The organism is Burkholderia sp. Ac-20353 (assembly GCF_017104785.1).
Classification (GTDB): domain Bacteria; phylum Pseudomonadota; class Gammaproteobacteria; order Burkholderiales; family Burkholderiaceae; genus Burkholderia.
Map to the genome: position 1 here is coordinate 39,263 of NZ_JAAGPL010000045.1, position 13,208 is coordinate 52,470.

General features: G+C 66.8%; 8 protein-coding genes. 4 read left to right on the forward strand and 4 right to left on the reverse strand.

The features are described from left to right. Positions 1 to 15: 15 nt before the first annotated feature. The 4 genes from pgaA to G3N94_RS15910 all read right to left on the reverse strand — a co-directional run bounded on the left by pgaA (position 16) and on the right by G3N94_RS15910 (position 5,245). On the reverse strand, positions 16 to 2,013 hold the full coding sequence (gene pgaA / locus G3N94_RS15895; protein WP_205793471.1) for a poly-beta-1,6 N-acetyl-D-glucosamine export porin PgaA: 1,998 nt from the start codon (positions 2,011 to 2,013) through the stop codon (positions 16 to 18). A 183-nt stretch (positions 2,014 to 2,196) separates the two neighbouring features. Next, positions 2,197 to 2,940: a hypothetical protein gene (locus G3N94_RS15900; protein ID WP_205793473.1), complete on the reverse strand. Its 744-nt coding sequence runs from the start codon at positions 2,938 to 2,940 to the stop codon at positions 2,197 to 2,199. A gap of 74 nt (positions 2,941 to 3,014) precedes the next feature. Beyond that, on the reverse strand, positions 3,015 to 3,428 hold the full coding sequence (locus tag G3N94_RS15905; RefSeq protein WP_205793475.1) for a hypothetical protein: 414 nt from the start codon (positions 3,426 to 3,428) through the stop codon (positions 3,015 to 3,017). An 830-nt stretch (positions 3,429 to 4,258) separates the two neighbouring features. Continuing rightward, the gene (locus tag G3N94_RS15910) at positions 4,259 to 5,245 is read right to left on the reverse strand and encodes a LysR substrate-binding domain-containing protein (protein WP_205793476.1); all 987 of its coding nucleotides are present in this window, start codon (positions 5,243 to 5,245) and stop codon (positions 4,259 to 4,261) included. 789 nt (positions 5,246 to 6,034) lie between these two features. Between G3N94_RS15910 and G3N94_RS15915 the strand changes: the two genes are divergently transcribed. From G3N94_RS15915 to G3N94_RS15930, 4 genes are all read left to right on the forward strand, one after another. Then, complete coding sequence (locus tag G3N94_RS15915; RefSeq protein WP_205793478.1) at positions 6,035 to 7,450, forward strand: circularly permuted type 2 ATP-grasp protein; 1,416 nt, start codon at positions 6,035 to 6,037, stop codon at positions 7,448 to 7,450. 67 nt (positions 7,451 to 7,517) lie between these two features. Next, on the forward strand, positions 7,518 to 8,459 hold the full coding sequence (locus tag G3N94_RS15920) for an alpha-E domain-containing protein (RefSeq protein WP_205793479.1): 942 nt from the start codon (positions 7,518 to 7,520) through the stop codon (positions 8,457 to 8,459). A gap of 8 nt (positions 8,460 to 8,467) precedes the next feature. Continuing rightward, positions 8,468 to 9,442: a transglutaminase family protein gene (locus tag G3N94_RS15925; protein WP_205793481.1), complete on the forward strand. Its 975-nt coding sequence runs from the start codon at positions 8,468 to 8,470 to the stop codon at positions 9,440 to 9,442. A gap of 81 nt (positions 9,443 to 9,523) precedes the next feature. Beyond that, complete coding sequence (locus G3N94_RS15930; protein ID WP_205793482.1) at positions 9,524 to 12,949, forward strand: transglutaminase family protein; 3,426 nt, start codon at positions 9,524 to 9,526, stop codon at positions 12,947 to 12,949. Positions 12,950 to 13,208 lie beyond the last annotated feature (259 nt).

Here is a 13,208-nt window from a genome sequence, read left to right on the forward strand (position 1 = left end):
GCTGACCTCCTGGTTCTAGAACGGCAGGTTCAGCGACAGGAAGCCCGTTTCCGAGCGCTCTCGCTGACCGTCGTAAGCGTGGCTGCTGACTTCGACGCCATACGTCAGCGTGATGTCGTGCTTGAACGTCCACACATGTTCGAGGCGCGCACTCCAGAGCGCACTGGTGCCGAACCCTCGCTCGTTGTAAGCGCCGCCGGACGCGAAGATGCGCTGCCGCATCGACATGTCGCCCTTCTTCCACAGCATGATCTGGTGCATGACGGTCGCCGCGATCGCATAGTCGCGCCCCGGGCTGAAGTAGGGTGCATCCTGCCGCGTGTTGCTGTCCGTGCCGAGGTTCAGCGACACGTTGACCAGCTGGTTCGCGGACGTGAACACGCGCTGCGTGCCGGTCGCCGCGATCTCCTGGTGCAGGTTCGAGTCGCTGTAGCGGCTCACCGCGTAGCTCAGGCTGGCTTCGCGACGATCGTTCTGGCGCCACTTCACCTCGACGTTCGCGGTCTTGCCCCAGATGTGCGCGAGATAGGCCTTCCACGGCAGCGTGTTGTCGTCGCTGTCGAGCCCGCCGGACACCGTCCAGTAATCGTCGAGGTTGTAGGTGACCGAACCGCGGCCGCCGGTGCGCCCGTCCGCGCCGAACGAGCGGGTAACCTCGCCCTGCACAGTGAACGGCCCGTGCCGGTAGTCGCCGCCGACGCCCGTGCGCGTACGGCTGACGCTGCCGAGATCGGTTTGCGCATGGCCGTAGAACGTGTGAGAGAAAACCCGCCAGTTTTCTCCGAACGGTTGCGAGTAAAGATAGGTATCCGACGTAAACGCGTTGTCGGCCAGCGCGCTGTTACCGTGCTCGTAGCTCAGGTCGGTGGTCAGCACCGGGCTGCGGTACGCGTTGTAGTCGCGCTTGAACGAACGGACCGCGCCGCTGTCCGGAAACGTGTTGTCGACGGTCTGGTCGATCTTCCGCGCGGTTTCGTAATCGTCCGCCGCGAGCGCGGCGCGACCGAGCCCGGAGAGGTTCTCGACACTGTCAGGGTGATCGGTCAACGTCGCGCGATACATCGCGAGGGCCTGGCGTGGGTGCGCCTGGCCCGACACGGCGTCCGCATGCGCGGAGCGTATCTCGGCGTTGAACGGCACTTCCTTCTCGAGCTTTTCCAGCTCGGCGATCCCTTCGTCGACCCTGCCCGTGTAGATCAGGTACTGCGCGCGCAGCCGGTAGTAGCGCAGGTAGTCGTCGTTGGCCGGATCCCACGGGTGGACCTCCGTAGCCGGCGGCAGCGACTTGCCCATGTCGTCGAGCACCTTGCTCGCATCGTCCGCGCGCCCCTGGTCGACATACGCCCAGAACAACCCTTCGCGCAGCTCGATCGGCCGCGTGCGCGCGCCATACTGGAAGCCGCGCGTCGCATGGTCGGTCGGCGCTTCGCTCGCCTGCGCGAGCGCGCGCTGATAGGCGGCCGACGCCTTGCCCGGTTCGTTCAGGTACAGGTACGCATCGCCGACGCCGGCCAGCGCGTCGATCGAGACTTCCGCGTCGGGAGGGATCGTTTCGAACGCCGCTACCGCCTTCTTCATGTCGCCGCGGGCCGCGTAGGCAACCGTGCGATCGCCTGCGAGCGCGGTTCTGACCGGGGAGTACTCGGGCGTGATCGGCATTCTCGCGTTGAGATCGTCGGCGGCGTGCAGTGCGGTGTCGATACCGTCGAAGCGGTCGGGGCTCGTCATCGAGCGCGCCTTGTCGCGGCCGCCGCGCACCTGCTGGCGGATCGACAGTTCCTCCAGTTGCGCGAGATCGAATGCGGAAAAGATGTCGGGCCGGGATTTCGCCTCGTCGAGCGCCTTGACGGCGCCGCCGCTGGTGGCCAGACCGAACACCTCGTTACGCACCGACGCCGCATCGGCCGGCTGCGTGGCGGGAGAACTCTGAGCCTCGGCGATCCTTGCGGGCTCGCTTGACTCGATATCGCCTTCGGCAGCGACGCAGGTGCCCGACGCAACGAGCAACAACATGAGCGGGGCCTGAAAAAGTATCCGCCGATGGGGCGGCAGGGCAACGAATCTGCGATGGCGAACGTTGGTCACGGCGTGTTCTCCCGACGATACGGCCGAAGCGGCCGCACCCCGAACAGTGCGCTCGATCTCGCGCCGAGCTGCTCGATAGCTGGTTCCCCCGATGGCAATGCAAAGTCAAAGTCAAAGCCGGTTGCGGATCGCCTGCCCAAGCAGCGCACGCGATTCGCTGTTCCCCGGATCGATGGCGAGCACCCGGCTCGCGTTCTGCTCGACGCAACCCCATTCGTCGAGCACCGCGCACGATCGCGCCCGTGCGAGCGCACGTGCGCTGTCCAGCTCCGCGTGCGTGATGCTCGCCGTCTGCATGCGGACCGGCCCGCCGACGTACGGATGCGGTCTCGACGCGACCTCCACGCGCGTCCGCGTGTTGGCGAAGTCGTGATTCCGCAGCGGGCGATGCGCGTCGCCGTACCGCTTTCTGACGGCGGCGTTGGCCAAGGCGGGATGCGAACTGGCCGCGACGGTGACGGATGGGAAGCGGGAAGGTTTGGCGTGCCGGGCGGGCGCCGCCTCGGTGCCGACGCAAGTCGTGGCCGACGGATCGATCTGGACCGTTACCGGCGACACGGTTTCGGTCTTCGGCGCGGCCTGCGTCGCATTCGCGACGGGCTCGACGGCGGGGCTGGCTGCCGTAGCAATCGCAGCGATCGCAGGTCCGACGGCTGCAGCGGGTGCCGTGGCGACCGCGCCGGATTGTTCATGCGCGGCGTTCGAATGCTCGCCACCGGCGTCTCGCCTGACGTGGGTAAAGACGCCGAAGATCACGGCGAACGCGGCGAAGCTGAGTGCCGCGTTCTTGCCCGGACCCCATCCCGATTTCGGTCGGCGGGCGGGGTCGGCGTCCGGTCCATTTGCACTGGTCATGCGTCGCTCCTCGATGTCAGGCCTGCATCGTGGATGACGCCGGGTCACTCACGACAGGCAGCCGAGCAGAAGACTTACCACCGCAGTTGCGTATTCAATGCACCCGTTTCGACGATTGCGTACTTCATGTCGCCCTGATACGTCCCTTCGATCCGGTAGCTCGCATCGGGCACGCTGAACAGGCAGCGCGAACCCGACGCGTTGAATTCGACGAGGACGCGGCCGTGACGCCTCAACCGCACCTGGACGTTGGCGAGCGGCTGGCCGGTCTGAGCGGACGCAAATGACACGCCCAGGTTGTACGGACGCCCGTCGGCCGGGAGTGGCGCGTTCCCGTCGATCCGCGCATCGCCGCAAATGTATGAAATGACATATCGCTGCGCGCCAGGATCGGAATTGGCCGCTTGAGCGATTGCAGCCGTTGCGCAAAGCATCGAAGCGGCAATGGCTGAAACGGGAAGCGCATGCTTTTTAAACGAAGACGACATGACCACCTCCGTTTGCAATTGTTGGCAAGCATACATTTGAGCCGGGAAAACGCAAATCCGATTCGCCATTTTGCAACACGTTATATTCGCATATGAAATACCGGGAATGAATGATCGAGATTTTCACTGGGGATGTGGTGATCGGAACATATTATTTAAACATGATTATGTTGCAAATAATGCCGATAATAACGACTGACAAATAGATTTTTTCCCGATGTGCGGACCATTCCGGCAGCGCCGAAAGCCGCAAACATCGCGTTTGAGGAGATTTGTCGCGCAATTCGTGCCGTCGGTAACGACTGACGAAAGGCAATTTTCCGGCCGAGCCGGATGCCGCGTCACTGCGATGCGGCGCAGAATATGCCGGTCAAAAATAACGTGCTGTAACTCGTACCGATTTTGACACCTGATGAATACATAATTTCCGCAATATTCTGTAATGCGGAAAATGAGTGGCGATACAAAATCTTGCAGATTCAAATGGGGTTGCGGTGAATTTCGAATCGGCGATTGCGGCTTACGAATGAGGTTTGTCTCGTGATGTGATAAGTGGGGGCATTCCGCTTGAATGCCGTGCCGCGGTTTTCAGTTCCGTTTCTGTATTAAGCGGATTTCTGTTTCAGGCCTGATACATTTTTGGTGTGTGGGTGTTTCGTCGTCGATATTGGAAAGGCTTCTGCGGGAATCAGGTAAATTCCCGATGACGTGATTGAAAAAATGTGGATGGCGTTCCGCTCCCGGAGAAAATCCGAACGAGCGATCGTGCTTTACGAGGGCGCCGCAGCTGGGCCGCCGCGCCATCGCGGCCGGCTCCGCACCGCGCCCCGTCACTGTCCGCCGCTGGCGGCCCGTCGCGCGATCCGCATCGCCGCTGGCTGCGCCTGATCGGACAATACCGCCGCGCTGCGCGGCCGGTTCATGATGTAGGTCCACAGCTGTTCGGCCGCGAGCCCGCGCTTGCGCGCGGAACGGTACAGCCGGATTTCCAGCTCGGTAATCCAGCCGGCCGACCCCGCGCACACGAGGCTGCCTTCCGCGAGCTCCTTCGCGACGCAGCTTTCCGGCAGCCAGCCGATCCCGTGCCCTGCGACGACCATCCCTTTCAGCGCCTCGGACATGTGCGTCTCGAAACAGCGGTGCAGCGCATACGGCTCGGCCGCGTTCAGCAGCAGCATCTCGACCACGTTGCCGAGGAAGGCCCCCGACGAATAGGCGAGCAGCGGCAACGGCTCGCCCGGCGTGCCGGGCAGCGCGAACGCGGGCTTGCCGCGCGCATCGGGCGTGGAAACGGGCAGGATCCGCTCGACGCCGAGGCTCACGAACGGAAAGTGGTTCGGGTCGAGCACGATCGGCAGCTGCGGATGGTGATAGCCGAGCAGCAGGTCGCATTCGCCCTCGACGAGCTGCTGCACACCTTCCGGCACGTTCACCGCGTTGACGCGCGCGGTGACGTGGCCGACTTCGCCGTTGAGCTGCTTCAGCCATTCGGGGAACAGCGTGAACACGAGCGTGTGCGCGACCGCGAAGCGCACGACCTGGTCGCTGGCCGCGAACTGGTCGTAGCCGTTCACGAGGTTGCGCGCCGCATACATGCTGCGCAGGATGTCCGCGGCGAGCCCGCGGAACATCTGTCCGGCCGGCGTGAGGGCGACCGGCGTGATGCTGCGGTCGACGAGCTTCGCATCGATCCACGTCTCGAGCGCGGCGATGCGCCTGCTGAATGCCGACTGCGTCAGATGCCGGTTACGTGCCGCCCGGGAAAAGCTCTTGGTATCCGCGAGGCTCAGGAAATCTTCCAGCCACTTTGCTTCCATATCGATCGTCGTCTTATGTAGTCGGGCGCGTGCTTGTGCGAGGGTGCCGAGAGTGCCATTTCGCTGCACGAACTTTCTAGCGTACCGCGCCTCGCGCCGCGCAGGCCGATGTTTTTTTTCGATCGGTGTCAGTCGAAATATGCATGAGCGTTGTCGCAATGAATACGGCTGCATAACGTTCGAGTGCCGGACACGGCTAACCGGTTAGTTCAGCGCGTCGGAACGCGCCGGCTGGCCGTGCACGGTACTTCCCCCCGGGCCGGCCGCGCGGTGCGCGTGCCGGTCCGCCTTCCTGCCGCCTTCTTGCCGACGCCGCGTCGCCCGACCGGGCACCGGGCCGCCCGGTCGCGCTGCCGAGCGTGGCGATACGCATGCTGCGCTGCCGCAGCCGGGCGCGCGGGGCATCGCGCCGGGGCGGCAGCGCGGGCTCGCCGTGCTCCGCGATGGTGCGGGCGCATATCGGATGCGCGTCGGATGCGGCGGCGCATCACCGCGCATTACGGCACGCGGGGCGACGTGCGTGCCGGTCGCGAATGCTGCACTGCAGATTGCACATTCGTGACACGCGGGAGAACTATGTTTGACATGCGCGGCGCAACATCGGTGCATGGACGCGGCGCACCGATGCCGCGAATCGCGTCGCGCGTTGCACTGCCGTGGTGCGGGATGCCGCGGCAGCGTGCCGCGGTCGCGGCGAAATTGGGGGAAATTCAAGGCACGGTCCTTGCTCAGCAGTCGTTACGCCGGTCCGGCATGCGCAATGCCGGGAAAACGATGGAGAACAAATCGATGAAGCCATTCGATGAAATGCTGCAATCCGGCGACATGGTCAGGGCGCCTTACGCGCGCCTGAAGCAGTGGCTCGACACGCAGAACCCCGCGAGCCTCGCCCAGAAGGCCCGTGATGCGGAGAACGTATTCCGCAAGACGGGCATCACGTTCGCCGTCTATGGCGATTCGGAAGCCGCCGAGCGGCTGATTCCGTTCGACATCGTGCCGCGCATCCTCTCCGGGCAGGAGTGGAGCCGGCTGTCGCTCGGCATCGAGCAGCGCGTGATGGCGCTCAATGCGTTCCTCGACGACATCTATCACCGCCAGGAAATCGTGCGCGCCGGGATCGTCCCGAAGCACCTGATCGCGCACAACGACGCGTTCCTGCCGGAGATGATCGACTTCCGGCCGCCCGGAAACGTTTACACGCACATTATCGGCGTCGACATCGTGCGCACCGGCGAAAACCAGTTCTACGTGCTCGAGGACAACGCGCGCACGCCGTCCGGTGTGTCGTACATGCTGGAAAACCGCGAGACGATGATGCAGCTCTTTCCCGAGCTGTTCCAGCAAGTGAAGGTGCGCCCGGTCGAGACCTATCCGCAGATGCTGCGCCAGTCGCTCGCGGCCGTGTGCCCGCCGGGCGGCAACGCCGACAACCCGACTGTCGCCGTGCTGACGCCCGGCATCCACAACTCCGCGTACTACGAACATTCGTTCCTCGCCGACCAGATGGGCGTGCACCTCGTCGAGGGCAGCGACCTGCAGGTGATCGACGGCCGCGTCGCGATGCGCACGACCGAAGGCTTCCGGCCGATCGACGTGCTGTACCGCCGCGTCGACGACGCATTCCTCGACCCGCTGACGTTCCGGCCCGACTCGGTGCTCGGCGTCGCGGGGATCATGGACGTTTATCGCGCGGGCAACATCACGATCGCGAACGCGCCGGGCACCGGCATCGCCGACGACAAGGCGATCTACTCGTACATGCCGGAGATCGTCGAGTTCTACACGGGCCGCAAGGCGCTGCTCGAGAACGTGCCGACCTGGCGCTGCGGCGATGCGGACAGCCTGAAGTACGTGCTCGAGCATCTCGACGAACTGGTCGTGAAGGAAGTGCACGGCTCGGGCGGCTACGGGATGCTGGTCGGGCCGTGCGCGTCGAAGGCCGAGATCGACGCGTTCGCCGCGAAGCTGCGCGCGCGCCCGGCGAACTACATCGCGCAGCCGACGCTGGCGCTGTCCACGACGCCGATCCTGACCGAAGCCGGCCTCGCGCCGCGCCACGTCGACCTGCGGCCGTTCGTGCTGGTGTCGGACCGCATCCGGATCACGCCGGGCGGCCTGACGCGGGTCGCGCTGAAGGAGGGTTCGCTCGTCGTCAACTCGAGCCAGGGCGGCGGCACCAAGGATACCTGGGTGCTGGCCGACTGAGCGGAACACGGCGACAGCGCGCGCCGGCCATCACGGCGCGCGAACGGAACAACGACGGAGTGGACAGATGCTTCTTGGACGCACTGCGAGCGGTCTCTACTGGATGTACCGCTATATCGAGCGCGCGGAGAACACCGCGCGGATCGTCGATGCCGGGCTGCGGATGGCGCTGACGCGCACGTCCGACGCGCCGGCGGAATGGTCGTCGGTGCTCGTCAGCTCGGGCGCGGACGACGGCTACCGGCAGAAGTACGACGCGTACGCGGCCGACACCGTGACCGACTACCTGCTGCGCGACCGCGAAAACGCGTCGAGCGTGCTGACGTGCATCGAGGCCGCGCGCTCGAACGCGCGGATGGTGCGCACGGCGCTCACGCGCGAAGCGTGGGAGAGCGTGAACGGCGCGTGGCTGTCGCTGAAGCGGGTGCTCGCGCAGCCCGTGCCGGAGGGCGACCTGCCGGCCGTGCTCGACCAGGTGAAGCGCGAGACCGCGCTGATCCTCGGCAGCTTCTACAGCACGATGCTGCGCAACGAGATCTTCGATTTCGCGCAGATCGGCGCATTCGTCGAACGGGCCGACAACACCGCGCGGATCCTCGACGTGAAGTACCACCTGCTGCTGCCGTCGGTCACGCACGTCGGCACGATCCTCGACAACTACCAGTGGGAAACGATCCTGCGCTGCGTGGCCGCGCATCGCTCGTACCGCTGGGTGTACGACGTGCAGTACAAGCCGATGAACATCGCCGACTACCTGATCCTCAACGGCCGGATGCCGCGCTCGCTGCGCTATTGCTACGGCCGCGTCGTGTCGAGCCTGAACCTGCTCGCGAAGGATTACGGCGTCACGCACCCGTGTCACGACACCGCCACGAAGATCCTGCAAATGTTGTCCGACACCAGCGTCGAACGGATCTTCAAGAACGGCCTGCACGAATTCCTGACCGACTTCATCGGCCGCAACAACAGCCTGGGGCTCGAAATCGCCCAGGCGTACAACTTCGACTGAGACTTGCCATGCGACTCGCCATCCGACACATCTCGCGTTATCAGTTCGACGATCAGGTCACCCACGTGCTGCAGCGGCTGCGGCTGCGCCCGCAATCGGGGCCCGGCCAGACGGTGCGTGCATGGCAGGTCACGATCGACGGCGTCGAGCCGACGCTCTCGTACGCGGACGGGCTCGGCAACCGTATCGACCTCGTGCGGCACGATCGCGGCGCCAGGCCGGAGATCGTGATCGTCGCGGCGGGCGTCGTCGAGACGCAGGACCGCGCGGGGATCCTCGGCCAGGTCGAAGGCTATGCGCCGCCGTGGATCTTCGAGCGCGAGACCGAGCTCACGAAAGCGGGCGACACGGTGCGCGCGCTCGCCGACGCGCTGCCGATCGAGCAGCACAGCCTCGACGCGCTGCACTGGCTGATGACCGAAGTGCACGACCGGATCGCGTATGCGCCGAATACGCCGGACACCCCCGTCGACGCCGAAACCGCGCTGCAAAGCGGCGAGGGCACGAGCCGCGATCATGCGCACGCGTTCATTGCGGCCGCGCGGGTGCTGAAGATCCCGGCCCGCTACGTGTCCGGCTACGTGCTTGCCGACAGCGCGATGCAGCGCATCGCCGACGCCAAGCAGCAAGGGGGCGGCGCGGATGAGGAGGAAGCCGTCGCGCTGCAAAGCGGCGAACGGATGCAGCAGGCACTCGCTGCGTCGCACGCGTCGCAGTCGCAGGGCATGCCGCGGCCGGCACTCGGCGCGCAGCAGCAGGCGGCCGCGCTGATGCAGCCGCCCGCGGGCCATGCGTGGGCCGAGGCGTATGTCGACGGGCTCGGCTGGGTCGGCTTCGATCCGTTCATGAACCGCTGCCCGGACGAGCGCTACGTGCGCATCGCGGTCGGCCTCGACTACCGCGACGCGCAACCGGTGACGGGTTCCGGCACGACACCGCTCGGCGTCGAGATCAGCGTCGTGCAGTCGCCGGAGCTGGTCTGACGCACCCCCGCCGCGCCGCGCGGCCGCGCCCGACCGGGCGCGACCGCCGGCCCGACCCACCCTGAACCGAGCCGTCCAGCCATGCCCATTCACGTCGCGCTGCATCACACCACCCGTTACCGCTACGACCGGCTCGTCAATCTCGGCCCGCAGATCGTGCGGCTGCGACCCGCGCCGCACTGCCGGACGCCGATCGTCGCGTATTCGATGACCGTCCGGCCCGCGCAGCACTTCGTCAACTGGCAGCAGGATCCGTTCGCGAACTACCTCGCGCGGCTCGTGTTTCCGGAGCGCACGCGCGAATTCGAGATCTCGGTCGACCTCGTCGCCGAGATGTCGGTCTACAACCCGTTCGACTTCTTTCTCGAGAGCAGCGCCGAGCAGTACCCGTTCCAGTACGACGACGCGCTGCGCACCGAGCTCGCGCCGTATCTCGTGTGCGATCCGCAGACGAGCGCGGCGCCCGTGTTCCGCGCGTATCTCGACGGCGTCGACCGCACGCCGGCCGGCACGGTGAACTTCCTCGTCGCGCTGAACCAGCAGCTGCAGCGCGACATCGGTTACCTCGTGCGGATGGAGCCGGGTGTGCAGACGCCCGAGCAGACGCTCGAACTCGCGTCCGGCTCGTGCCGCGACAGCGGCTGGCTGCTCGTGCAGCTGTGCCGGCACCTGGGGATCGCCGCGCGTTTCGTGTCGGGTTACCTGATCCAGCTCGCGCCGGATGTGAAATCGCTCGACGGCCCGAGCGGCACGACGGTCGACTTCACCGACCTGCATGCGTGGTGCGAGGTCTACCTGCCGGGCGCGGGCTGGATCGGCTTCGACCCGACGTCGGGCCTGCTCGCGGGCGAAGGGCACATCCCGCTCGCGTGCACGCCGCAGCCGACCAGCGCGGCGCCGGTCGAGGGGCTGATCGACGAGTGCGAGGTTGCGTTCGAGCACGAGATGACGGTCACGCGCGTGTACGAATCGCCGCGCGTGACGAAGCCGTACACCGACGCGCAATGGGGCGCGGTGCGCGCGCTCGGCGCGCAGGTCGATGCGGAACTGGCGGCCGGCGACGTGCGGCTCACGCAAGGGGGCGAGCCGACCTTCGTGTCGATCGACGACCGCGACGGCGCCGAATGGAACACCGACGCGCTCGGGCCGACCAAGCGCGGCTATGCGACCGAACTCGTGCAGCGGCTGCGCGCCGAGTACGGCGAGGGCGGCTTCCTGCATTTCGGGCAGGGCAAGTGGTATCCGGGCGAGCAGCTGCCGCGCTGGGCGCTGGCGATTTTCTGGCGCGCGGACGGCCAGCCGGTCTGGCACGATCCGGCGCTGTTCGCGGACGAGCGCGAGCCGTCGGCGCAATCGACCGACGACGCGAAACGCTTCATCGACGCACTGGCCGCGCGCCTGAACCTGAGCGGCGAGCATATCCGGCCCGGTTACGAAGACGTCTGGTACTACCTGTGGCGCGAGCGTCGGCTGCCGGTCAACGTCGATCCGTTCGACTCGCGGCTCGACGACGAGCTGGAGCGTGCGCGACTGCGCAAGGTGTTCGAGCAGAAGCTCGACAGCGTGGTCGGCTACGTGCTGCCGCTCAAGCGCACGGACGAAGCGCCGGGCCTGGAAGGGCCGCGCTGGCAGACGGGCCCGTGGTTCTTCCGCGACGAGCGGATGTACCTGATGCCCGGCGATTCGCCGATGGGCTATCGGCTGCCGCTCGATTCGCTGCCGTGGGCGAGCCGCGGCGACTATCCGTACCTGGTCGATCGCGACCCGTTCGCGCCGCGCGAGCCGCTGCCGGGCGCCGACGCCTTCCGCGCGCGCTACGTCGCGGCGGGCGATGCGCCGCGCTATCTGGCCGGCGTGCACCGCGAGGCACCCGCGCAGACGATGATGCAGTGGCGCGATGACGGGACGGCCGGCGACGGAACGGCCGGCGACGGCCGCGCGCAGCGGGACGCGAACCGGCATCCGGAGCGCTTCGAGTCGGCTGCGTGGATCACGCGCACCGCGCTGTGCGTCGAGGTGCGCAATGGCATCCTCTACGTGTTCATGCCGCCGCTCGCCGCGCTCGAGGACTATCTCGACCTGCTGAACGCGATCGAGCTGACCGCCGGCGCGCTCGGCGTGAAGCTCGTGCTCGAAGGCTACCCGCCGCCGCGCGACGCGCGTCTGAAGCTGCTGCAGGTGACGCCGGACCCGGGCGTGATCGAAGTCAACATCCACCCGGCGCACGATTTCGACGAGCTCGTCGGCCATACCGAGTTCCTGTACGACGCGGCGTGGCAGTCGCGGCTCAGCAGCGAGAAGTTCATGGTCGACGGCCGCCACGTCGGCACGGGCGGCGGCAACCACTTCGTGCTCGGCGGCGCGACGCCGGCCGACAGCCCGTTCCTGCGGCGCCCGGACCTGCTCGCGAGCCTGATCGCGTACTGGCACAACCATCCGTCGCTGTCGTACCTGTTCTCAGGGCTCTTCATCGGCCCGACGAGCCAGGCGCCGCGTGTCGACGAGGCGCGCAACGACCAGGTGTACGAACTGGACATCGCGTTCGCGGAGATCCAGCGCAACAAGCTGCTGTATGGGCAGCACATGCCGCCGTGGCTCGTCGACCGCGTGCTGCGCAACCTGCTGATCGACGTGGGCGGCAACACGCACCGCAGCGAGTTCTGCATCGACAAGCTGTATTCGCCCGATTCGGCGACGGGCCGCCTCGGGCTGCTCGAACTGCGCGCGTTCGAGATGCCGCCGCATGCGCGGATGAGCGTGGTCCAGCAATTGCTGCTGCGCGCGCTGATCGCGCGCTTCTGGGCGGTGCCGTACACGACGCCGCTCACGCGCTGGGGCACCGCGCTGCACGACCGCTTCATGCTGCCGACGTTCCTGAAGATGGATTTCGACGACGTGCTGACCGAGCTGCGCGATGCGGGCTTCGATTTCGATCCGGCCTGGTTCGCGCCGCACTTCGAGTTCCGCTTCCCGCAGTTCGGGCAGATCGCGGTGAACGGGATGCAGCTCACGCTGCGCGGCGCGCTGGAGCCATGGCACGTGATGGGCGAGGAGGGCGCGAGCGGCAGCACGGTGCGCTACGTCGATTCGTCGCTCGAACGGCTCGAGGTGCGCGTGACCGGCCTGAACGACAACCGCCACGTCGTGACCGTCAACGGCCGCGCGCTGCCGCTGCAGCCGACCGGCACCGCCGGCGAATACGTCGCGGGCGTGCGCTACAAGGCGTGGTCGCCGCCGTCCGCGCTGCATCCGACGATCGGCGTGCAGGCGCCGCTGACGTTCGACATCGTCGATACGTGGATGCAGCGCTCGCTCGGCGGCTGCCGGTATCACGTCGCGCATCCGGGCGGGCGCAACTACGCGACCTTCCCGGTCAACGCGTACGAGGCCGAGAGCCGGCGGCTCGCGCGCTTCGTCGCGATGGGGCATACGCCGGGCCGGATGGATGTCGCGGCAGCCGTGCCGAGCCGCGAGTTTCCGTTCACGCTGGACCTGCGGCGGCCCTGACGCCGCCTGCATGACGAGGAACCGCGATGCGCGGGCGGAGACGACACCAGCGACACCAACCCGCCACGGCCGGAATGTTAGGATGCCGGCTGAATGCGGCCGCCCGCCGCCGCGCGCCCGTCGCGCGGCGCGCGTGCGTGGCCGATCGCTGATTCACGACGGACCGACACCGTGCCGCCCATCCAACCCGACGATCTCGCCGCCGCCGACGCGATGCATACGCTTTTCGATACCGGATCGCAGCCGGACGCTGCCGAGC

Excerpts from the sequence above, each read along its gene's own strand:
- pgaA (WP_205793471.1), bottom strand. The coding sequence starts at position 2,013 with ATGTTGTTGCTCGTTGCGTCGGGCACCTGCGTCGCTGCCGAAGGCGAT.
- G3N94_RS15900 (WP_205793473.1), bottom strand. The coding sequence starts at position 2,940 with ATGACCAGTGCAAATGGACCGGACGCCGACCCCGCCCGCCGACCGAAA.
- G3N94_RS15905 (WP_205793475.1), bottom strand. The coding sequence starts at position 3,428 with ATGTCGTCTTCGTTTAAAAAGCATGCGCTTCCCGTTTCAGCCATTGCC.
- G3N94_RS15910 (WP_205793476.1), bottom strand. The coding sequence starts at position 5,245 with ATGGAAGCAAAGTGGCTGGAAGATTTCCTGAGCCTCGCGGATACCAAG.
- G3N94_RS15915 (WP_205793478.1), top strand. The coding sequence starts at position 6,035 with ATGAAGCCATTCGATGAAATGCTGCAATCCGGCGACATGGTCAGGGCG.
- G3N94_RS15920 (WP_205793479.1), top strand. The coding sequence starts at position 7,518 with ATGCTTCTTGGACGCACTGCGAGCGGTCTCTACTGGATGTACCGCTAT.
- G3N94_RS15925 (WP_205793481.1), top strand. The coding sequence starts at position 8,468 with ATGCGACTCGCCATCCGACACATCTCGCGTTATCAGTTCGACGATCAG.
- G3N94_RS15930 (WP_205793482.1), top strand. The coding sequence starts at position 9,524 with ATGCCCATTCACGTCGCGCTGCATCACACCACCCGTTACCGCTACGAC.